Origin of the sequence: Salinimonas marina, from assembly GCF_015644725.1 — a bacterium.
Taxonomy (GTDB): Bacteria; Pseudomonadota; Gammaproteobacteria; order Enterobacterales; family Alteromonadaceae; genus Alteromonas.
This window is the reverse complement of sequence record NZ_CP064795.1, coordinates 432,501-454,096: the sequence shown is the minus strand read 5'-3', so window position 1 is coordinate 454,096 and position 21,596 is coordinate 432,501. Positions and strand designations below refer to the sequence as shown.

The window sequence follows — 21,596 nt, the reverse complement described above, 5'->3', positions numbered from 1 at the left end:
CACTGATTATGCCCTTGCAAATTGCCTATACTCAGACGGATGGTTCGGTCTGTGAGCACATGCTCTTCGAAGGACGCCAATATCGTATTGGCCGCTCTGGTGACGCCGATATCACCATTGCGCACCCCCAAGTGTCGCGCCTCCACGCTTGCCTGCAGGCCCAGAATGATGCTCACTGGACATTTAGCGACACCAGTTCCACTGGCTGTTTTGCGCATGGCAAGGCTATTAGTAATCTGATGATAAACCAGGTGTATACCATTTTGTTAGGCCCGGTGGCCTGTCAGTTAACCCCCTGGCCGCACAAGACGTGGTGCGTTTGGATAGCCAAAGGGTGTGGCGCGAAAAGCAGCTCACCCGGCACTCTGTGCAGTTACAGCAATGCACCGATAGTCAGGCTTTAATTCTGCTGGCGCAGGAATGTCTGCAACAATCACTGGGGTGTGAGCGTGCAGCAGTTATTCTGCTCAGTGAGGATGCCAAAAGCCATCAAAGCTTAGGCTTTACGCCCTGGATGCAGGATGCCGGCTTCACCGGCAGCCGCACTTTCATTCGGCAATGTCTGGAGCAGCGCAGTACCCTGGCGGTAGGGAGCCTGGCCGATGATAAAGGCCTGGCCCACCAACAAAGTGTGATTCGGTTTAATATTCAGGCCGCCCTGGCCATGCCGTTGATGGTAAATGACAATATTGTCGGTGTCTTATATGCCGACTCCACCCAGGACAAACGCTTTTTCACCCAGATTGACATCGCATTTGCACAAAAGTTAGCTGACCTCTTGTCTTTAAGGCTGCTTTATCACAATATTGAGCATAGAATTAATATGCTGGACAAGACACGGAGTGCTTTGTCGCCAGTGGCGATGCATTAAGTATCGTATTGCACCGGCTTTAGCGCCTGAGCAATAAATAAAAACGGTTACCGAGAAGCACGGTAGCAACTCACGGAGGACACCACTGGCACATATCTGCCTGACTATACAGGCGACTGAGATTGCTAAACCACACGGGTTATGAGGTAACTATGTGAGCGGGCATAATGTTTTACCGTCCTCACCAAACGCACTACCGACTGAACAACTTCATTCAGGCCCTCAGCTTGCCTGTCAGACCCTCCTTGCCGATCGCTTCAGAGTGGTGGCCCCTTAGGCAGTGGCGCCCAGGCCGCCGTTTACCGCGCCTATGATGAATTATTGGATGTTGAGGTCGCCATAAAACTGCTTGCTGGCGCGGCAACAGACCCTCACAGTATGCAAACCCTGCGCAACGAGGTATTGGTTGCGCGTAAAATCCAGCACCCTAATATTATTCGCGTGCACGATGTTTTTTCTGATGGCCACGATGCTTTTTTTACCATGGCACTGGTGACGGGTCGGCCCTTGTGCGAACGCCTGCTTAGCAGTGTGGGGCCGGCTTCTTATGACAAATGGAACCGCCAACTGCTTGAGGCTGTATTAGCCTGTCAATCGGCTGGTATTCATCATGGTGATATCAAGCCTGATAACATTTTGATTACCGATGATGATGATCTGATGCTGATTGATTTCGGCATTGGCCACTCGCTCAGCACCCAACAGCATACCAGTGGACACTTGCAATATGCCGCGCCAGAGGTCATAAATAACGGTATTTCTACTCTCCAATCAGACACCTACAGTGCTGGCATGGTATTGCAGGAAGTATTGGCGGCGGTGCCGGTGAAACAAATGCTATGGGACTGGCGTTGGCGTCAAAAACGGCAACGAAACAATGCCCGGCTGACCCACCCTCATCCTGAACAGCGTCCCAAGCTCAGCAATGTGCTAAAAGAGCCTGAGTCTTCCAACACCCAGCTTCGTAACCCGCTTACGGTTGGTCTTCTGTTAGTGTTTTTGGTGGGGGTTATCGTAACTGGGTTGTCGCGCTCCCCGGCGCCCCACACACCCACGCTGCCCGAAAAAACCTTACAGCTTGCCTTGCTGCATGATGAGCAGTATCCGCTGTTAGGCACAATGACACGGTTGCTGCGTTACCCAATGGCCCTACACCCTGACTTGGCATTGGTCCCGGCCGCCACCAGCAAGCAATTGATTCAAAATCTAGCACTGCAACCGTTACAAAATGACCAGGACCGGTTGAACCTGGCGACCACCCTGGATGCCGATTTAATTCTGACGCTGGAATTGACTCCAGCAAATACCGGCCAGTATCTGCTGCATGCCACCATGATTCTGATGCCGGCCAATGATGTCATTTTCACCCAAACCCAGGAAGTCGCCAGTGGTGACCTGGCCACTCACCTGGAACAGTTTTCAACAACACTCATTGATACTCTGTTTGCCCAGTTGACTACCCCGGTGGCTTTACCTGACCTGACCTACCTTGAAGCATTAACCGCTCTGGACACCGCCACTACCTTTGGCGATGCTTTAGCCCAACTACAACAACAGGCACCTGACTACCCTGGCACCTGGCTGGCAACAGCGCAATACGCAGCCGATAACAATGATATCGCCCAGAGCCGGGAGGCGTTGTCCACACTGGCTAACTTTTCAGATTTACATCCTTACTGGAAACTCCAGGGTAATTTACTCACCGCTCAGCTCAATGATGATTTACCGCTAGCGCAGCAAAGCATTCAGGCGCTAGTAGAGGCCTATCCTGATCGCCCAGAATTACTTGCCACCCGCGCCGATATTAATCAATGGGCCAATAATTTAGCCGCGGCGGAACAAGACTATCAACGTGCCATTGAGCTGCAACCGCACAATGGTCAGTGGTTATTCCAGCTGGCCCGACTGCAAATTCTGCGTGGCGACTTTGCTGCGGCCCTGGACAAAACCCTGACCAAGGCGCTGGTTGCATTTCGTCGCAGCAAGGATCCCATGGTGAAAGCCTGGTGCTCAATGCATTCGGCATTGCTCATCTTCGCCTGGCAGAATATGAACAGGCCCAGCGCTATTTTGAAGATGCGCTGACCCTTCGCAGTGCTCAGACCCAACCGGATGAACGGGCAAAAACACTGGCCAACCTGGCGATCGTAGGCATTATTCAAGGCAGTTTTGATGAAGCCGAAGACAGCCTACAGGAGGCCCGAACTTTGGTAGAGGCGCAACGCGACCAGGCCGAGCAAGCTCATATTATGGATACCTTTGGTTTCTTGTATGAGGAACAGGGGCGCTACCCTACCGCGCTCAAATATTACAAACATGGGTTGGATTTGCGAGTGCAAATGTCGGATACACAACTGCAACCGGAAAGCATGAGCAATGTTGCCTACATGCACTTCTTGATTGGTGACATTGCCCTGGCCGAAATCTACTGGCAGCAGGCATTGTCGTTATTTACCCGAAATAATGATCAAAGCCACCAGCTACGCACCCAACAGAATCTCATTCATCTTAAGCTAATGAAGGGCGATAACACGGCGGCCAGCCGCGAGCTGGGCGAATTGACGCAAAGTCTATCACCCGAGCTGGGGCAGGAGCGCCTGTATCAACATCTGTTGCTGAGTTATTTGCATTTTGCCAAGGGCAGCCTTCAAGAATCGATAAAACACACCGAAGCCGCACAGTCACTTGCCCAACAGGCAGAGGACCCGAAGGCTCAGCTTGAAAGCAGCTTGTGGATGGGCGAGATTTGTCTGAGAACCGCTGACTGGCCTTGTCTGGAGCAAAAACTTACGCAGTTGAGCACCCAGGTTGACCGCACCAGTAGTGAACAACAGATGGTGTATCGCTGGCTTAAACTGGCGCACGCCTTTCATCAGGGGGAGCGGGTCAACGAGAGTCATCCAGGCTATCTGGCCCTGGTCAATACCACCAATATGCCCATTCATGTGGAGCTAAAAATATTGCTTGATATACAGGAGCGGTTTGAGCTTTCCGCGCAAAGCCTGGCTATGCAAAAGGCCGATCAGCTGCATCGCCCGGTATTTTATCAAACCCATTTACAATGGCTGTACCTGAAGGCTCGCGAGGGCGATGAACAAAGCCTGGCCAGACTGGAACAACAATTGGCAGTGCATCCGGATTATTGGCGTAACCACCTGTATTACTCCGTTGTGCCAGCCAGCAGTGAGCAACAACAGACCTTGTTATCCCAGTGGTTGCAGGAGCTCCCCGAAGAACAAATTCAAACCTACCAAGAGACCTATCTTGAATAATACGTACGATGCGGACCTGCAAACCATCAAAGCATTGCAAGCCACTTTAAAGCAGCGGCTGGATAGTGAGCAAGAGCAGCTGACCGGGTTGGCAAAGCGACTGTGGGCCCAACAGGAAGCCGAAAAATCCCGCCTGTCCCGTGAGCTACACGATGGGGTCGGCCAGTTGTTAACCGGCCTTACCCGGCGTTTGCATGACCTGAGTGCGCAACAACCCGAACTTACCGCATTGCACAGTATTGCCGAGATGGCACTGGCGGATGTGCGCCAGTTATCACGTTTGATGAGTCCAACCATTTTAGATGACCTGGGTTTGCAGCCGGCGCTTAAATGGTTGTGCCGTAGTTTGTTAGAACATGAGCAAATCGACTATCATTGTCAGCTAGACGTCAACGTTGAGATTAATAAAGAGATCAGCGTGCTGTTATTCCGGATTGCTCAGGAAACACTGGTCAACACGGTAAAACATGCCCAGGCCAGTAAGGTCGAACTTAAGCTGATGACCCACCATAATGTGATCCGGATGGAGCTCAGAGATGATGGCTGTGGGTTTGACAGAGCACAGATAGAACCCGGTGTAGGGTTGATTAGCATTGCAGACAGGGCCAAGGCATTTAATGCCACCCTGAGCCTGGAGTCAGCGCTGCACCAGGGCACTAGCACAATAATTTCGGTACCATTATGACAATAAAAATTATTATTGCCGATGATCACGCGCTGATGCGTCAGGGCGTAAGCACGATGCTGCAGGCCGAGCAGGGTTTTGAGGTAATTGGCGAATGCGGCGACGGTATTGAGCTACTGGCCATGGTAATCAACCTGGCCCCGGACATCATCCTGATGGATATTTCGATGCCGCGGATGAGCGGGTTAGTCGCCATTGATAAGATATTAACCCAGCGTAGTGATGCAAAAGTTCTGGTGTTGTCGATGCACAACGAAGTGGAATATGTTGAAGCCATGCAGGCTGCCGGCGCCAAAGGCTATATTCTGAAAGAGTCATCGCAGGAAACACTGATTGCAGCAATCAAAACGGTGGTGGGCGGACGTACCTGCTTTCCCCAAAGTCTGCATGAAAACGGAAGTTCCCCGGAAGCTCATATCAGTCCGCTTAGTGTTTTAACCCGCCGCGAGCGTGAAGTTTTTTTTCTGGTCGCTGCCGGTAATACCAGCAAACAAATCGCGGAGCTGTTGTCGATGAGCTTGAAAACCGCAGAAAATCATCGCAGCAATATTTATCGAAAGTTACATTTGAAGAGTTCTGCGGAGCTGGTCAGAATGGCCGGCAAAGCCGGCCTGTTGGAATGAGACAGAGGTATCGGGGTGTGTAGGAACACGCCCCTTAGGATGGCTTACTTCAATTGGTCAAACTGGGTCACAATAAAGGCGGCTTCACCCCGGCTTACCGTATCGGCCGGATTGTAGAAGGCTTTCAGCGTTGGCTCCAGGTCATACTGGCCCTGGCTGACCTGCACTTCTACCTGAATCAGGCCAGTCGCAACCGCTTGCTGTACATAGCCACGCAAATGCGGCGCAATATCACTGGTATCTTCCACGATAACGCTTTCACCTAACACGACGGCGACAATATCATCGTCTGGATTGAAGGCTTCCGCCGCGGCTTGAAGGCCTAGTGCCTGCACCATTGAATAGGCCATCGCTTCACGGGTTACCGTATCTTTGGAACCAAATACCTGGCTGCCACCGGTTTCAATCAGGGCCTTGTCTGACATCGTCAAATCTGCCAGTACGGCGCCCGGGGTGGTGGCCGAGTTAACAGCCGCGGCATAACGGTTATTCACATCTAAAAAGTCGGTTTGGTTACCTTGTAAAGACTGACGCACGGTACCGCTAAGCGATAACACGTCGGCTAAGTCTTTCATCTTCAGCGCTGCATCGGGTTTGAAACCATGCTTTTTGGCATCCATCAGCTGATTACTCACTACATACTCAACAAATGAGCGCGACGGGTGATTTTGCGTGTCATCAATACCCGTATAACCCGAGGTCTCCAGTAACCGAATATTGACATCGGCGGTACTGGGTACCCCCACTCCATTCGTCACTCCTAACGGGTCCACAGACACCCCACTGATACTACCAATACCGCGGCTATACAGCTTCCAGGTGCCGGGCATGCCAGGGGCAGCCGTACCTACAGAGGAACCCAGCACTGGTAAACCAATGCCACTTCCATAGCGATTACCAGCCGGATCTTCTAATACAAATGCGGTAGCGGACTCGATGGAGGCGTTAGCCACTACCATTGACACATTGTCACCAACATTAAAGGTCTCGGTGGGGGAATCGCCAGCCGGCAGATAAGTGGTGGTGAGGGTAAAACTGTCACCTTCACTGATATTGGCGAAAGCATTAAACTCACGATTCAGTTTGACGGTATCACCGTACACTTCAACGCCATTAACAACAGCGTTAACCGCTGCATGGGCATTGACATAACCAGCACCGACTTCCCAGTCACTCATGCCCGCCATAGGTGTCGCGGTTTCCTGAAGGATATGTTTTACATCCTGCCATTGCAGACTGGTATCCGCTTCAAGCATTAATGCCACAATACCGGAAACATGGGGCGCCGCCATGGAAGTGCCGCTGGATACCGTATAAAAAGGCAGATGTTGTGGTTCTATCATCTCAGCATCCGTGGTGGCACTAAGTCCGCCCAGGCTGGAGGTGGAAGCACGGGCGGAGATGACATCTACGCCTGGCGCGGTGATGGTGGGGCGATCTTCCCAGCGGAAAACTTCACCATCGACAACCGCTTCACCACCCTTGCCATCAACGCCACGTGAACTAAAGTCAGCCAGTTCACCCTGCTTGTTGCCCGCCGCAACGGTCACAACCCAGGGCGCTTTTTTAAAGTTACCGGTAATCGTGGATTCGCCAGGACCGGAGTTACCGGCTGAGAACACCGTGATAATGCCGCGATCGGCCAGTGCTTTGGTGGCCACATTGGTGGGATCATCCGGATTAAAGTCGGTGCCTACATCACCGGTATTTCCGAACGAGTTCGAAATAACCCGGATTTTATAATCGTACTGGTGAGTGAGCGCGTAATCAAACCCGCCGATGGTATCAAGAATAAACAAGCCCGCACCGGAGCCATATCCGATAATGTCCGCACCCGGAGCAACCCCTGCGTGTAAGCCTGAACTTTTTGCACCATTACCACCTACGGTACCGGCCACATGGGTGCCGTGCCCGCCGGCAATATCGGTATTGGCTACATTTTCCTGATAGGTAATAGGCAACAAATCAGAAAAACTTGCCAGGTTGAGCTGGGCCATTACATTTTGTACCACGTGATCGCCAAAGGCCAAATCAGAATGGGTGCCATCAACACCAGAGTCATTGACAACCACGCCAATGCCGCGGCCAGAATACGGTATGCCGTGATTACGTAAATCCTGATCGGCACGTAATGCCTGTACGCCTGTAATTTGTGTAGACTCATGGTTTTCCAGCACCAGAGCATCATTGTTCCATACCGAGACAACATCGTCGCGCTGATATAGAGCATCAACCTGTGCCTTGGTGGCCATAATGCCAACAATGGGTAATGCCTGCATGCTCACGCCAGCGTCAATACCCAGTGCTTTAATCGCATCTAACTGCTCATTACTGGCGGGACCATTACCCTCGAAAGTAACAATAACCTGTTGGAGTTCATTGGGTGCGGCCAGCAGCGACTCTGCCAGCGTTTGATCAAATGTTTTTGCCCATGCATTGCTGGCAGGAAGCGACAGTGCCACAGCGGCGGCGATAAGTGTTTGTTTGGTGGAGAAAGTCATAATAAACCTCAGTCGTGATTACGCATTCAGTATTTCGTAATCACGAACGTGGCTCTATGGGGGTTCCCCCTATCATTCACTTTTTGTTAACAGTAAAGCCTGATCACTCCTGGCAGTGAGCAATAATAAGAAGGGTGCGGTAAGACTGGTAAACTGAAATAATCGACACTAAAAAAAGCGCATCCATGCGCTGCAAGTGACGTTCTAAAGGGAGTTATTTGATTTTAGTACCGGCGCATCTCTGCCATACAATTTCCGGCGATAGCCTAATAACAACAGCGGCACCAGTAACGCAGCCGTAGCGGTTGTCGGAATCTCAGCCGCGATGCGTCGTTTGCTTAGTGAAATTAGCCCGTTGGCACACAGTTGCTGCTGTTCTGTGTAAAGGCAGGTATCGTTGCCGATCGCTGCTCGGCCGCTGTACAGGTTAAAATTATCGCCAAAGGCGAAGGAAAAGCCTTCCTCCGCTTCATCACCGAACTGCAAATCATCCAGATCGCTGATGTTTATTTGGTTTAAATCATCTTCATCTAACTGGTGAACCGTATCTTCAAAGGTCAACCAGAACAGAAAGTGATACCAACGATGACTATCCCTTGGTCCGGCTGTATCGTATTGAATACTGCCTTCAATGGTGGCTACTTCTCCTGCGTCACCACGCATTTCCAGCGTGTTAAATCGATACTCAATAAAGTCGGCCTGGCAGGGAAAAGCAAAAGCCATCACCAGTAAAGCGGTCCATAATCGTTGCATAATCAGACATCCTGTTTTGATATCAATTATGTTGGCCTATCAGGGAACGTATCGCTATAGGGGGTAACCCCTAGTTTTAAAAGATAATTGCAGGTGATGGTTAACGGCATCAGATTGCCGCGCGGCGTGGGAATAGATTGCAGAATGGTGCTCAAAGATGGAGCTTTATATACTTTATATAAGGTAGCAGTGGTGCGCTAAAGCCGACTGTCAGAGTGACAGGCAATAAAAAAGGCCGCTTGCGCGACCTTTTTCAGAGTACTTAGTACTGTTTCAGATTAGTCCATAATCTTAGAAACAACACCCGCACCTACAGTACGACCACCTTCACGGATTGCGAAGCGTAAACCTTCGTCCATCGCGATAGGAGCAATCAGTTCTACTACGAACTTCAGGTTGTCGCCTGGCATTACCATTTCTACGCCTTCTGGTAACTCTACAGCACCAGTTACGTCAGTTGTACGGAAGTAGAACTGTGGACGGTAACCTTTAAAGAATGGCGTATGACGGCCACCTTCGTCTTTGCCAAGTACGTATACTTCAGCTTCAAACTTAGTGTGAGGAGTGATTGAACCTGGCTTAGCAAGTACCTGACCACGCTCAACTTCGTCACGCTTAGTACCACGCAGAAGAACACCAACGTTCTCACCAGCACGGCCTTCGTCAAGAAGCTTACGGAACATCTCAACGCCGGTACAAGTTGTCTTGGTAGTGTCTTTCATACCAACGATTTCAACTTCTTCACCAACTTTTACGATGCCTTGCTCAACACGACCGGTTACAACAGTACCACGGCCTGAGATTGAGAATACGTCTTCGATTGGCAGAATGAACGGCTTATCGATAGCACGCTCTGGGTCAGGGATGTAAGAATCCAGGGCTTCACCCAGCTCTACGATTTTCTTTTCCCACTCTTCTTCGCCTTCCAGCGCTTTCAAAGCAGAACCCTGAATTACTGGCAGGTCATCACCTGGGAATTCGTATTCGTTAAGCAGTTCACGAACTTCCATTTCTACCAGCTCAAGCAGCTCTTCGTCATCAACCATGTCGCATTTATTCATAAACACGATTATGTGAGGAATACCAACCTGACGGCCTAGCAGGATGTGCTCGCGAGTCTGTGGCATAGGGCCATCAGTCGCCGCAACAACCAGAATCGCACCGTCCATCTGAGCAGCACCGGTAATCATGTTTTTAACATAATCGGCGTGTCCTGGGCAGTCTACGTGAGCGTAGTGACGAGCTGGAGTGTCATACTCTACGTGTGAGGTAGAGATGGTGATACCACGGGCTTTTTCTTCAGGCGCGTTATCGATCATATCGAATGCCTGAGCTGAACCACCGTGCGCTTTTGCAAGAACAGTAGTGATTGCCGCAGTTAGAGTGGTTTTACCATGGTCAACGTGGCCGATTGTACCCACGTTGACGTGAGTTTTCGTACGTTCAAACTTTTCTTTTGCCATTTTCTATTTTCCCAGCAAAGTTACTTAAAAACTTTTAAATTCATTATATATGAGCTGGGGAGAAGAATGGTGCTGATAGGCAGATTCGAACTGCCGACCTCACCCTTACCAAGGGTGCGCTCTACCAACTGAGCTATATCAGCACACTAATTGGAGCGGGCAGCGGGAATCGAACCCGCATCATCAGCTTGGAAGGCTGAGGTAATAGCCATTATACGATGCCCGCGTTCCTAATTCTCTGGCCACCTCATAGAAAAGTGGTGGAGGGGGCAGGATTCGAACCTGCGAAGGCTGAGCCGGCAGATTTACAGTCTGCTCCCGTTGACCGCTTGGGTACCCCTCCTGAGATTGATGGTGCCGACTGCCGGAGTCGAACTGGCGACCTACTGATTACAAGTCAGTTGCTCTACCAACTGAGCTAAGTCGGCACGTCATCAAGTGGTGCGCATTCTAGAGTAATCACTTACTCAGTGCAATAGCCTTTTCGAAATAATTTCGATTTTTTCTTCTGACTGATGAAGTAGTTATCATCGGTCGGAAACCAGCGCCGGAAGTAAACTTCTGGCGTAGCGGGCAAGGCCATGCACCACCAAATTCGCGACGAGGATGCTACCATCAGATTCAGCAAATGCAAGCATGTTTTTGCCCCCACCACCGATAATTATCGAAAATGAAGACTGTTTGCTCGACAAATAATCAACGGCGCTCAAATAAACACCACGCACCGCCGCCTGGCATCCCATAGCGACACATATTTCAGTATCCTGCCCTACTCCAAAATCCGAAGGAATACGCGAATCGATACTCACTTTGGAGGTGTTTTCAACCAGGCTTTTTTGCATCAAGGCAAAACCCGGAACGATCCAACCGCCTAAATGTTGACCATCTTCCACAAAATCACAGGTTAGTGCCGTACCAATATCTATTACCGCATAGGGTTGAGTGGTCATTTCTTGTGCGGCGATCATGGCCAACCACCGATCGCTGCCCATTTTACTTACATTTATATAGCTATTTTGTAGCCCAAAACGACATTCTTCCGTGCGAATGATATGAAGCTCAATCCTGGACTGCTGACAAAACTCAATAAAATGCGTTTCAATTAATGCTTTTCCCACATTACATAAAAAAATATGGGTCGGTAGGGGGTCTTCACTAAGCACATTAAACAAGCTGGCGGCAGAGTCGGCGCAAAAAATATGCTTTTTATATTGCGCCAGGCTGACATATTTTAGCTGAGTATTGCCAGCGTCGACCAACAGCACTGATTTTTCAGTAACCACGCAGACTTACCTCGCCACCGTGAAAGCGGGTGATGCCATCTTCAGTTTCTACTAGCAACGCCCCGCTGGCATCGACACCGCGATCTACCCCGCAAAAGCGTTTTTCTCCCATCTGCAGCACAATCTTTTTATCAGCAAAGATATCCAGCGACTCCCAAATAGGCACATATCTGTCAAATCCATGGGCGGCAAACCCATCAAGATGCTCCCAAAGGGAAGCAATCACTTTCGCGGCCAGTTCGTTGCGGTCGGGTTCGCTGCCCAGCACGGCCGCTAAATCAGTATGTGGCTGACCCACATCGAACTCATCGGCCGGCACATAGACATTCAGGCCCACTCCAATTACACAATGGGCAGTGGCCCCGATTTGGCCTTCAACCTCAATCAAAATACCAGCCAGCTTTTTATGCCCTAGATAAATGTCGTTTGGCCATTTTACCTGAGCATCATCAACGCCCATGGTTTGTAATGCTTCACAAATGGCCACCCCTACTAATAGTGACAGCCCTGTCATGCTTTGATAGCCGTCCGGAAACGACCAATACATTGAAAATGTCAGGCTACCGCCAACCGGAGCCAGCCATTGCCGACCGTGACGTCCCCGCCCCGCGGTTTGAATCTCAGCCAGCACGGTATCACCGTTGGCCAGTTCTTCTCTGGAATTGGCGATACGTTTTTTCAGCTCTGAATTAGTCGACTCTAACACCGGTGCCACATTAATCACTGCCAGCCGGTTTTTATTCTGATGTTTTTTAATGTGCTCGGCATTTAATAAAGTAAACGGACGATTAAGGCGGTAGCCCTTGCCCTTTACTTTAAAAACATCCAGCCCCCAGTCAGAAAGCTGACTGATATGCCCCGCGACAGCGGTTCGCGATAAGCCCACCTGTTGCGCAATTACCTCACCAGAGTGAAACTGCCCATCTGCCAGGAGCGCCAGTATTTGCTGGCGAATTAATTTGGATGCTTGTTTCATAGCGTGGTCAGTCCATGTTTTGCAATCAAACGCACCTCAGGTTCCAGCTCAATGGCAAACCGTTGTTTCACTGAGCTGATTATTTGCCGTGCCATCTGTAAGACCTCCTCGCCACAGGCGTTACCCAGATTGGTCAATACCAACGGCTGAGTAGGATGACAGCGCACCTCACCCAGCGTTTTGCCTTTAAATCCAAGCTTATCAATTAACCAGGCTGCCGGAACTTTCATACGATGGTCGTCGACTTTGTAAGCGGGAAGCCCAGGGTGGATGTTTAGTAATTGTTCATATTGCCCAAGCCCAATAATGGGGTTTTTGAAAAAGCTTCCGGCGTTGCCAAGCACAGCGGGATCCGGCAACTTTTTTTGCCGTACCCGTATAACTTCATCATAAATATCCTGAGGCCCAGGGTTATTTAACGCTGCCAGCTCACCATAGGTGGTCACTGGCGTATAATTTGTGGGCAATTTAAAGTTTACCTGAGTAATAACCACTTTACCGGCCAGGCTATGTTTGAAGATACTGTCACGGTAGCCAAACTGACATTGCTCATGAGTTAATTGCTGAGTTTCAAAGGTAGCCAGATTGATGCATTCAACTGATTCGATAAAATCGGCAACTTCTATCCCATAGGCACCGATGTTTTGAATAGGGCAGGCACCGACTGAGCCAGGGATCAGCGCCAGGTTTTCCATGCCGTGATAACCGTTTTCTAGGGCATAGGTCACCAGTTTGTGCCAGTTTTCACCTGCGCCTACCTGTAAGTGCACAGCTGTTTCGGTGGTAGTACTGCTAATACCTTTAATTTTATTCACCAGTACAGTGCCGGCGAAGTCCTCAACAAATAAAGTATTGCTGCCCTCCCCTAATAAATAGTATCGAGAGGCATTATTAAGCGCTGCACGAAGCTGCTCGACATTTTCAAAAGCAATCAGCGATTCACAACAGCTGGAAAGATGAAACGAATGATAGGAGGAAAGACCAAGCACACCGGCACCTTTTGTAAAACAAAACTGCCGATATAGTAGGGGATGTGGCGCTAGATGAAAAGGTGAAGCGGTGGATTAACCCCAACCGCCAAATGTCTTATTCTTTAGCGATGCAACGAAGATTGAAATTTTTGATAAGCATTCAGTGCTTCTTTATCGGTCACATTCAGCAGGACCTTATTTAGTACCCCGGCCTGAGAAGCTTCGCTTTGTTCAATAATTTTTAAAACCCGGGTGTATCGCTGGGTTACCGATTCTTTCGCTAAAATTAGAAGAGAGGTATCGACATATTGACCGACCGTTTTTTCTATCTTAATACGGTAGGTCTTATAAGCGTCCTTATTAAATCTGACCTCAGTCACCTTCGAGCGATCAGCGTATGTAGTGGTCAACTAATACCGGACAGTATTTTAGGTCGACTTTCTGCTTTGGCAGGGACCAACCCTTCATTAAAACTGTGCGGCCGTTGCCAGTTATAATACTCCATCAGGTAGTAACTGATATCCTTTGCCGCTTCTTGTTTGGAGACATAACCCGTAGAAGGAACCCATTCGGTTTTTAGACTACGAAAGAGCCTTTCCATGGGGGCGTTGACGCTCCTATGTCAAGCTATCACGTTAGTATGGATAGATCGGATACCATTATCGGGTAAAGCTCTCTAGCAATGTAGCGTTTGAGACATCGTTGGATCTCTTTAATTGATTTACCCTCAGCTGTTCGCTTAGCCGCATAAACCCTCGTCCTTGGGTCACTTCGCATCCTAATGAGGGCTACTGTCCATAGCGCATTATTAGCATCCCTTGAGCCGCCTCGGTTAAGACGATGACGTTGAGTTTTACCTGATGATGCTTCTAGCGGATTTACACCACACAGCGCCGCAAATGAAGACTCTTTATGAAGCCGGGTCGGATTATCACCGGCTGTGACCATGAGAGTTGCAGCGACGTATGGGCCAACACCAAATTGTTCAAGTAAGTGGCAGGCTGTTGATTTTGTCAGCTCTGTCAGACGTTTTCCTATTAGTCTGAGTTCTTCAGTTAGCCTAAGCCAACGATCGGCTAGTAGATTGAGCATTGCCGCTAAAGTTCTTAACCGCACATCACTGTCGTTGCTCTGAATTTGTTTACAAGCAGCTATACATAGACGGGTCGATGGGACATAACATGCTACCCTAACTTGCTCAGGGGCTGTGACTAGAAGCGCTCTGATTTGATTGATGGCCTGAGTACGGGCTTTAACAGCGCTTTTCCGGGCGACAACAAGATACCTCAAGGCTTCGACAATTCCATCATGTGACTTAGGGATGGCTGTTGACTCATTCGCCAGGACTGAGCGCGCTGCATTCTCAGCGTCAGTGGGATCTGATTTTCCTCTGAGTCGACGTTTCGCCCTGTTTGGCCGATTGACTTCAAAGACTTTCAAACCCTTTTCCTCTAGGAACTTGCAAAGACCAGCACCGTAAGTGCCGGTTCCCTCCAGTCCAGCCTGTCTAATATTTCCAAATGATTTTGCCCAGTTGAAAAGCTTCTCATATCCAATATAACAGACCGGAAACTCCTGCGTATCGACAACCTTACCAATATTATCAATTAGAACAGCAACATGGCTAGTAAGGTGAGTATCAACTCCGAGGGTGAGTTGATTATTTAAATGATCACGGTTCATCAGTTTTTCCTCAGTAAACCAGCCACCGGACTGGACACTGAAGATGCAAAACAATGCTCCTATTAGGTCACGGATACTGGAATGATCCCAACTTTAACTGACGAGCAATAATCGACAGGTCAACACAAAGACACAAGGTCAATCCCAGCACGGGTCAGATTATTACTGTCAGCACTGGTAAGTATAATCTCTGTATCCCAGCAATTTCCTCGCCGACTCATGCTCTGAACCATACGATAACGCCATAACCTTTGTCTAACGTTACGGCTGCCATACTGGCTACCCTGGTCACTATGGAACATGATGTTTTGTGGCCTGCCTCGCTGTTCATAGGCCATTGCCAATGCTTTTATTGCCAACTCGGCATCAGGCTTTGCAGATAATGCCCAACCCACTACGCGCCGTTTGTGGAGATCTAATACTACAGCCAGATAGTGCCATCGGCTTCCGGCCCAGATATAAGTGATATCGCCACACCACACGGTATTCGGTGTCACCACGTCAAATTCACGCTTCAGTACATTGGGTATATCTGGCCTTTCAACCGTTGCCGTTTTATAGGCATGGGAACCCGGTTGTTTAGATATCAAGCCCAGCTCTTTCATTAACCGACGTACTTTGAAACGACCAATAGTATAGCCATCTTCCTGCAACATGAGCATGATGCTACGACTGCCTGCTGAGCTACGACTGTCGCGAAACAGCTCATTCACCTTAATACGTAATGTTGTTCGCTCTACGTCAATTTTGCTACGGCGTTGTCGTTGCTCATAATAACTGCTGGATGCTACATCAAATACGTCACAGACCGTCTCAATGGCTTCCTGCTCTCCCAATTGGTCTATTAATGCGTACGTTCGAGTTCGTCCGACATCAAGAGAGCTGTAGCCTTTTTTAGTATGCGTTTTTCAGTTTCAAGTCGCTTAATACGAGCTTCCAGCTCTTGGATCTTTTGTTGTTCAGGGGTTAACGCTTTGGACTTAGGCGTATTGCCTTGATGCTCTCCCTGTAATTGCTTTATCCACCGACGAATGGCAGTTTCACCAACATCCAGGGCCCTTGAGGCTTCAGATACTGAGTAACCTTCCTCGATGACCAGATTTGCAGCTTCCAGTTTGAACTCTGTCGAAAACGAACGACGTTGTTTTTTCATTAAACACCTCTTCTAAGGCGGTAACTTTACCACCTAAATTGGTGTCCGGGATCATTAGACCACTACACCCAGCACCAGGGATGGGTGAGGCTCCGGTTTGCAACGCAAATTTAAGGTGACTTAACGTCACCTTAAAAGGAACGAACGGGCGTACAGGAAGTACGCCCTGGCACTAACCAACATGGATGTTTCCGAATGCAATGACTCAACTACACGATGGGTTGGGTTACCGTTGAAGTAGCATCGCAGGATGCTGCTTCTTAAAACAAAAAACCCCGCATGCGCGGGGTTCTTTGTTTTCGAATGAGGAGCTCCGTAGCCGGCAAGGGCCAGTGTGCTACTCTCACATGGGGGTAAATCACGCCAGGGCGAGGATTAAGTATCCTCGTCAGTGATTTACGGCTCGCCAAGGAGGGCGAGACTGGTGGCAGCACCAGGGATGGGTGAGGCTCCGGTTTGCAACGCAAATTTAAGGTGACTTAACGTCACCTTAAAAGGTACGAACGCGAGCATAGGAAGTGCGAGCTGGCACTACGCCACATGGAAGTGTACGCCTGCATCAGCCCCAGCTAGAGTAAAGTATCAACACTATTTAGGATGCTGCGCATATACGAAAAAGCCCACTCAAATGAGTGGGCTTTTTCGTGTAATGAGGAGCTTGGCGGTGTGCTACTCTCACATGGGGAATCCCCACACTACCATCGCCGCTAACGTGTTTCACTTCTGAGTTCGGAATGGGATCAGGTGGTGCCACGTCGCTATGGCCGCCAAGCAAAAAAGGTTGTTACCGGCTGCGCCGATAACATAACAATTTGGGAAATCTGATATTCAATCAATCACTGAGTAACATGCTACTCTGACTTACACTTTCAATATTTAGCTTGTCTTCTTTACAACCCTGAGCTTTACCTCCTCTTTAGCGAGGATAAGATTTGTCAGCAAGCTCGCAGCTTGCGATAAGCAAATCTTTACGACCACTTGCAACGCAAGTGCTTGTAGGTAAAAAGCCGCTTCGGGTTGTATGGTTAAGCCTTTCGGGCAATTAGTACAGGTTAGCTTAACGCCTTACAACGCTTCCACACCCTGCCTATCAACGTTGTCGTCTTCAACAACCCTTCCAGACCTTAAAGGTCAGGGATGACTCATCTTGGGTTCGGCTTCCCGCTTAGATGCTTTCAGCGGTTATCCGTTCCGAACGTAGCTACCGGGCAATGCTATTGGCATAACAACCCGAACACCAGCGGTTCGTCCACTCCGGTCCTCTCGTACTAGGAGCAGCTCCCCTCAATCATCCAACGCCCACACCAGATAGGGACCGAACTGTCTCACGACGTTCTAAACCCAGCTCGCGTACCACTTTAAATGGCGAACAGCCATACCCTTGGGACCGACTTCAGCCCCAGGATGTGATGAGCCGACATCGAGGTGCCAAACACCGCCGTCGATATGAACTCTTGGGCGGTATCAGCCTGTTATCCCCGGAGTACCTTTTATCCGTTGAGCGATGGCCCTTCCATACAGAACCACCGGATCACTATGACCTACTTTCGTACCTGCTCGACGTGTCTGTCTCGCAGTTAAGCTAGCTTATGCCATTGCACTAACCTCACGATGTCCGACCGTGATTAGCTAACCTTCGTGCTCCTCCGTTACTATTTGGGAGGAGACCGCCCCAGTCAAACTACCCACCAGACACTGTCCACAATCCCGATAAGGGACCTATGTTAGAACATCAAACATACCAGGGTGGTATTTCAAGGTCGGCTCCACGCAAACTGGCGTCTGCGATTCAAAGCCTCCCACCTATCCTACACAAGTAGGTTCAATGTTCAGTGCCAAGCTGTAGTAAAGGTTCACGGGGTCTTTCCGTCTAGGTGCGGGTACACAGCATCTTCACTGCGATTTCAATTTCACTGAGTCTCGGGTGGAGACAGCGTGGCCATGGTTACACCATTCGTGCAGGTCGGAACTTACCCGACAAGGAATTTCGCTACCTTAGGACCGTTATAGTTACGGCCGCCGTTTACCGGGGCTTCGATCAAGAACTTCGCTTACGCTAATCCCATCAATTAACCTTCCGGCACCGGGCAGGTGTCACACCCTATACGTCCTCTTTCGAGTTTGCAGAGTGCTGTGTTTTTAATAAACAGTCCCAGCCACCTGGTCACTGCGGCCCTCATCAGCTCAAGAAGCAAGTTCTATCACCAACAAGGGCGTACCTTCTCCCGAAGTTACGGTACTATTTTGCCGAGTTCCTTCACCCGAGTTCTCTCAAGCGCCTTAGTATTCTCTACCTGACCACCTGTGTCGGTTTGGGGTACGGTTCACATAATCATACGTTTAGAAGCTTTTCCTGGAAGCATGGCATCAACAACTTCACTCCCTTAGGAGCTCGTCTCGTGTCTCGGCCTTGAAGAACCGGATTTACCTAATTCTTCAGCCTACTCACTTTCACCTGGGCTACCAACGCCAGGCTTGCTTAGCCTTCTCCGTCCCTCCATCACTGATTATACAAGTACGGGAATATTAACCCGTTTCCCATCGACTACGCGTTTCCGCCTCGCCTTAGGGGCCGACTTACCCTGCCCTGATTAGCATGGGACAGGAAACCTTGGTCTTCCGGCGTGGGGGTTTTTCACCCCCATTATCGTTACTCATGTCAGCATTCGCACTTGTGATATGTCCAGCAAACCTCTCGGTTCACCTTCATCCACTTACACAACGCTCCCCTACCCAGAGGACATCCTGAATGCTACTTCTTCGTTCTTTATCTTCACCACCTTGTGATGAACGCTTTACCAGCGGCTGGCTTTGCCAGGTCGCTGTTAGCTTAAATAGCATTGAGTGATGTCCTCTGCCGCAGCTTCGGTATATTGCTTAGCCCCGTTACATCTTCCGCGCAGGCCGACTCGACTAGTGAGCTATTACGCTTTCTTTAAAGGATGGCTGCTTCTAAGCCAACCTCCTAGCTGTCTGTGCCTTCCCACATCGTTTCCCACTTAGCAATATTTAGGGACCTTAGCTGGCGGTCTGGGTTGTTTCCCTCTCCACGACGGACGTTAGCACCCGCCGTGTGTCTCCCGGATAGTTCTCATCGGTATTCGGAGTTTGCAAAGGGTTGGTAAGTCGGGATGACCCCCTAGCCTTAACAGTGCTCTACCCCCAATGGAATTCGTCCGAGGCTCTACCTAAATAGATTTCGGGGAGAACCAGCTATCTCCCGGTTTGATTGGCCTTTCACCCCCAGCCACAAGTCATCCCCTGACTTTTCAACGTCAGTGGGTTCGGTCCTCCAGTTGATGTTACTCAACCTTCAACCTGCTCATGGCTAGATCACCGGGTTTCGGGTCTATACCTGGCAACTCAACGCGCAGTTAACACTCGCTTTCGCTACGGCTCCGCTATTCGCTTAACCTTGCTACCAAATATAAGTCGCTGACCCATTATACAAAAGGTACGCAGTCACCCCATCACTAAGCACCCTGCTTGATTGGTGGCGGTTTACCGTTGGCTGCTTCGCAGGTCAACGTTAATCGTCATATCAAGGGTTAGCACTTTGTGAGTCACATCACTAAAGGCACTTAGTGATGGGGCTCCCACTGCTTGTACGTATACGGTTTCAGGTTCTATTTCACTCCCCTCACAGGGGTTCTTTTCGCCTTTCCCTCACGGTACTGGTTCACTATCGGTCAGTTAGGAGTATTTAGCCTTGGAGGATGGTCCCCCCATATTCAGTCAAGATAACACGTGTCCCGACCTACTCGATTTCACATTTAATTCGTTGTCGTGTACGGGCTATCACCCGGTATCGCGCCACTTCCCAGAGGCTTCCACTAACTTATAAAATGCTTAAGGGCTAATCCCCGTTCGCTCGCCGCTACTAGGGGAATCTCGGTTGATTTCTTTTCCTAAGGGTACTTAGATGTTTCAGTTCCCCTCGTTCGCCTCTTATAGCTATGTATTCACTATAAGATACCTGTAAACAGGTGGGTTTCCCCATTCGGACATCTGTGGCTCAAATGCATTTTGTCAGCTCACCACAGCTTTTCGCAGACTTACACGTCCTTCATCGCCTCTAACTGCCAAGGCATCCACCGTATACGCTTTGTCACTTAACCATACAACCCCAAGCAGCCTTTTGACTTCTGCGTTAGGCGGTGAGTTAACACCTGCTGTATGATGACAAGCTAATCGATAAATTGCCTTGCTATCTCATTGACAATCGGACTTGCCGATTGGCACGCTTTTCAGCGCTTTTCGATAACAAGTAATTTAAGTCAAGTAGAGTAGCTTACTTGAAAGAACATCTTTCGATATTCAATCTCAGTTACTCAATTTTGATTGATTACTAATTAATATCAGCTTTCCAAATTGTTAAAGAACGTTGGGTATTTCCTGCTCAAAGCAGTACTTTTATCCTTAGGGTAAAAAACCCTAATCAATGCTTACTGAAACAGTAAATATTCATTAGGATTCCGGTCTTCCTGGCAACCAGTTTTTTTTCGCATTTCTTCTCTGATTGAGGCATCGGATTGCGTAGTGTGCAAGCAGCACATAAGCAATTCGATAACGAAAAGCAGGGAAGAAATGGTAGGCTTGGGCAGACTTGAACTGCCGACCTCACCCTTATCAGGGGTGCGCTCTAACCAGCTGAGCTACAAGCCTGTTCTAGCTTTTCGCTTTGCCTTGACTGAGCACCTTGGTTTCATCGCTTGTCAGTCACATACGTATGTATGCTCCTTCCTCGCTCTTCAAGTCGGTACGCATTCAAACCAAATCGCTTCGCTATAACCTTCTTTCAGCAATCTGACTCATTTTGAATCAAATAACGGGCGGAAGTGGTGGAGCTAAGCAGGATCGAACTGCTGACCTCCTGAATGCAAATCAGGCGCTCTCCCAGCTGAGCTATAGCCCCATAAAAACGGTCGTTCTTCTTTTCTATAACAAGACTATCTGTGTGGACACTACGCTAAGAGTGCTCGTCGATTCTTTTGGTAAGGAGGTGATCCAACCGCAGGTTCCCCTACGGTTACCTTGTTACGACTTCACCCCAGTCATGAAACACAAAGTGGTGATCGCACTCCCGAAGGTTATGCTAACCACTTCTTTTGCATCCCACTCCCATGGTGTGACGGGCGGTGTGTACAAGGCCCGGGAACGTATTCACCGCAGTATTCTGACCTGCGATTACTAGCGATTCCGACTTCACGGAGTCGAGTTGCAGACTCCGATCCGGACTACGACATTCTTTAAGGGGTCCGCTCCACATCACTGTCTCGCTTCCCTCTGTAAATGCCATTGTAGCACGTGTGTAGCCCTACACGTAAGGGCCATGATGACTTGACGTCGTCCCCACCTTCCT

Annotated in this window: 14 protein-coding genes, 6 tRNA genes, 3 rRNA genes and 2 pseudogenes (1 of these 25 only partly in view); 6 read left to right on the top strand and 19 right to left on the bottom strand. The window is 49.4% G+C overall.

Annotation, left to right across the window (positions count from 1 at the left end; all coding sequences use genetic code 11):
* Nucleotides 1–8: 8 nt before the first annotated feature.
* From IT774_RS17170 to IT774_RS01995, 6 genes are all read left to right on the top strand, one after another.
* Nucleotides 9–404 carry an FHA domain-containing protein gene (locus IT774_RS17170; protein ID WP_232365076.1) on the top strand — a complete coding sequence of 132 codons (396 nt, stop codon included), beginning with the start codon at nt 9–11 and terminating at the stop codon, nt 402–404.
* The gene (locus IT774_RS17165; protein WP_232365075.1) at nt 368–871 is read left to right on the top strand and encodes a GAF domain-containing protein; all 504 of its coding nucleotides are present in this window, start codon (nt 368–370) and stop codon (nt 869–871) included. The genes IT774_RS17170 and IT774_RS17165 overlap by 37 nt, the downstream gene beginning before the upstream one ends.
* 321 nt (nt 872–1,192) lie before the next feature.
* Entirely contained in the window at nt 1,193–2,956 is a 1,764-nt protein-coding gene (locus IT774_RS17160; RefSeq protein WP_232365074.1) for a protein kinase domain-containing protein, read from the top strand.
* The gene (locus IT774_RS17155) at nt 2,878–4,143 is read left to right on the top strand and encodes a tetratricopeptide repeat protein (RefSeq protein WP_232365073.1); all 1,266 of its coding nucleotides are present in this window, start codon (nt 2,878–2,880) and stop codon (nt 4,141–4,143) included. The genes IT774_RS17160 and IT774_RS17155 overlap by 79 nt, the downstream gene beginning before the upstream one ends.
* Nucleotides 4,136–4,828: a sensor histidine kinase gene (locus IT774_RS02000; protein ID WP_195811120.1), complete on the top strand. Its 693-nt coding sequence runs from the start codon at nt 4,136–4,138 to the stop codon at nt 4,826–4,828. Before IT774_RS17155 ends, IT774_RS02000 begins: the two co-directional genes overlap by 8 nt.
* On the top strand, nt 4,825–5,451 hold the full coding sequence (locus tag IT774_RS01995) for a response regulator (protein WP_195811119.1): 627 nt from the start codon (nt 4,825–4,827) through the stop codon (nt 5,449–5,451). Before IT774_RS02000 ends, IT774_RS01995 begins: the two co-directional genes overlap by 4 nt.
* A 44-nt stretch (nt 5,452–5,495) precedes the next feature.
* Here the strand turns inward: IT774_RS01995 and IT774_RS01990 are convergent, their stop codons facing one another.
* From IT774_RS01990 to IT774_RS01900, 19 genes and pseudogenes are all read right to left on the bottom strand, one after another.
* Nucleotides 5,496–7,952: a S8 family serine peptidase gene (locus IT774_RS01990; RefSeq protein ID WP_195811118.1), complete on the bottom strand. Its 2,457-nt coding sequence runs from the start codon at nt 7,950–7,952 to the stop codon at nt 5,496–5,498.
* Nucleotides 7,953–8,156: 204 nt separating this feature from the next.
* Entirely contained in the window at nt 8,157–8,705 is a 549-nt protein-coding gene (locus tag IT774_RS01985) for a hypothetical protein (protein WP_195811117.1), read from the bottom strand.
* 278 nt (nt 8,706–8,983) lie between these two features.
* Nucleotides 8,984–10,168 (bottom strand): elongation factor Tu, encoded by a 1,185-nt coding sequence (gene tuf, locus IT774_RS01980; protein ID WP_195811017.1) that lies wholly within the window; start codon nt 10,166–10,168, stop codon nt 8,984–8,986.
* A gap of 67 nt (nt 10,169–10,235) precedes the next feature.
* Nucleotides 10,236–10,311, bottom strand: a tRNA-Thr gene (locus IT774_RS01975).
* An 8-nt stretch (nt 10,312–10,319) separates the two neighbouring features.
* Nucleotides 10,320–10,394, bottom strand: a tRNA-Gly gene (locus IT774_RS01970).
* Nucleotides 10,395–10,426: 32 nt separating this feature from the next.
* Nucleotides 10,427–10,511: transfer RNA gene (locus IT774_RS01965), tRNA-Tyr, on the bottom strand.
* 9 nt (nt 10,512–10,520) lie between these two features.
* Nucleotides 10,521–10,596, bottom strand: a tRNA-Thr gene (locus tag IT774_RS01960).
* Nucleotides 10,597–10,695: 99 nt separating this feature from the next.
* The gene (locus tag IT774_RS01955; RefSeq protein WP_195811116.1) at nt 10,696–11,451 is read right to left on the bottom strand and encodes a type III pantothenate kinase; all 756 of its coding nucleotides are present in this window, start codon (nt 11,449–11,451) and stop codon (nt 10,696–10,698) included.
* The gene (gene birA, locus IT774_RS01950) at nt 11,441–12,427 is read right to left on the bottom strand and encodes a bifunctional biotin--[acetyl-CoA-carboxylase] ligase/biotin operon repressor BirA (protein WP_195811115.1); all 987 of its coding nucleotides are present in this window, start codon (nt 12,425–12,427) and stop codon (nt 11,441–11,443) included. The genes IT774_RS01955 and birA overlap by 11 nt, the downstream gene beginning before the upstream one ends.
* On the bottom strand, nt 12,424–13,416 hold the full coding sequence (murB, locus tag IT774_RS01945) for a UDP-N-acetylmuramate dehydrogenase (protein WP_195811114.1): 993 nt from the start codon (nt 13,414–13,416) through the stop codon (nt 12,424–12,426). Before murB ends, birA begins: the two co-directional genes overlap by 4 nt.
* 104 nt (nt 13,417–13,520) lie before the next feature.
* Complete coding sequence (locus IT774_RS01940) at nt 13,521–13,808, bottom strand: hypothetical protein (RefSeq protein WP_195811113.1); 288 nt, start codon at nt 13,806–13,808, stop codon at nt 13,521–13,523.
* Nucleotides 13,805–14,008: pseudogene (locus tag IT774_RS01935) on the bottom strand (integrase core domain-containing protein); the annotation flags it as partial. The gene IT774_RS01940 and the pseudogene IT774_RS01935, both read right to left, overlap by 4 nt.
* Before the next feature lie 20 nt (nt 14,009–14,028).
* A complete protein-coding gene (locus IT774_RS01930; RefSeq protein WP_195809695.1) occupies nt 14,029–15,081 on the bottom strand; it encodes an IS110 family RNA-guided transposase in 1,053 nt (350 codons plus the stop codon).
* Between the two features lie 194 nt (nt 15,082–15,275).
* Nucleotides 15,276–16,234 (bottom strand): annotated as a pseudogene (locus IT774_RS01925) (IS3 family transposase); the annotation flags it as partial.
* Nucleotides 16,235–16,890: 656 nt separating this feature from the next.
* Nucleotides 16,891–17,006 (bottom strand): 5S ribosomal RNA (gene rrf, locus IT774_RS01920).
* Nucleotides 17,007–17,255: 249 nt separating this feature from the next.
* Nucleotides 17,256–20,352 (bottom strand): 23S ribosomal RNA (locus IT774_RS01915).
* Nucleotides 20,353–20,822: 470 nt separating this feature from the next.
* Nucleotides 20,823–20,899, bottom strand: a tRNA-Ile gene (locus tag IT774_RS01910).
* A 174-nt stretch (nt 20,900–21,073) separates the two neighbouring features.
* A tRNA-Ala gene (locus IT774_RS01905) sits at nt 21,074–21,149 on the bottom strand.
* 80 nt (nt 21,150–21,229) lie between these two features.
* Nucleotides 21,230–21,596, bottom strand: a 16S ribosomal RNA gene (locus IT774_RS01900) (it continues 1,169 nt past the right edge of the window).
* The 16S, 23S and 5S rRNA genes sit together here with 2 tRNA genes alongside, the layout of an rRNA operon.

Coding starts and splice junctions, on each gene's coding strand:
- IT774_RS01990 (WP_195811118.1), bottom strand. CDS start 7,952: ATGACTTTCTCCACCAAACAAACACTTATCGCCGCCGCTGTGGCACTG.
- IT774_RS17170 (WP_232365076.1), top strand. CDS start 9: ATGCCCTTGCAAATTGCCTATACTCAGACGGATGGTTCGGTCTGTGAG.
- birA (WP_195811115.1), bottom strand. CDS start 12,427: ATGAAACAAGCATCCAAATTAATTCGCCAGCAAATACTGGCGCTCCTG.
- IT774_RS01930 (WP_195809695.1), bottom strand. CDS start 15,081: ATGAACCGTGATCATTTAAATAATCAACTCACCCTCGGAGTTGATACT.
- IT774_RS01985 (WP_195811117.1), bottom strand. CDS start 8,705: ATGCAACGATTATGGACCGCTTTACTGGTGATGGCTTTTGCTTTTCCC.
- tuf (WP_195811017.1), bottom strand. CDS start 10,168: ATGGCAAAAGAAAAGTTTGAACGTACGAAAACTCACGTCAACGTGGGT.
- IT774_RS01995 (WP_195811119.1), top strand. CDS start 4,825: ATGACAATAAAAATTATTATTGCCGATGATCACGCGCTGATGCGTCAG.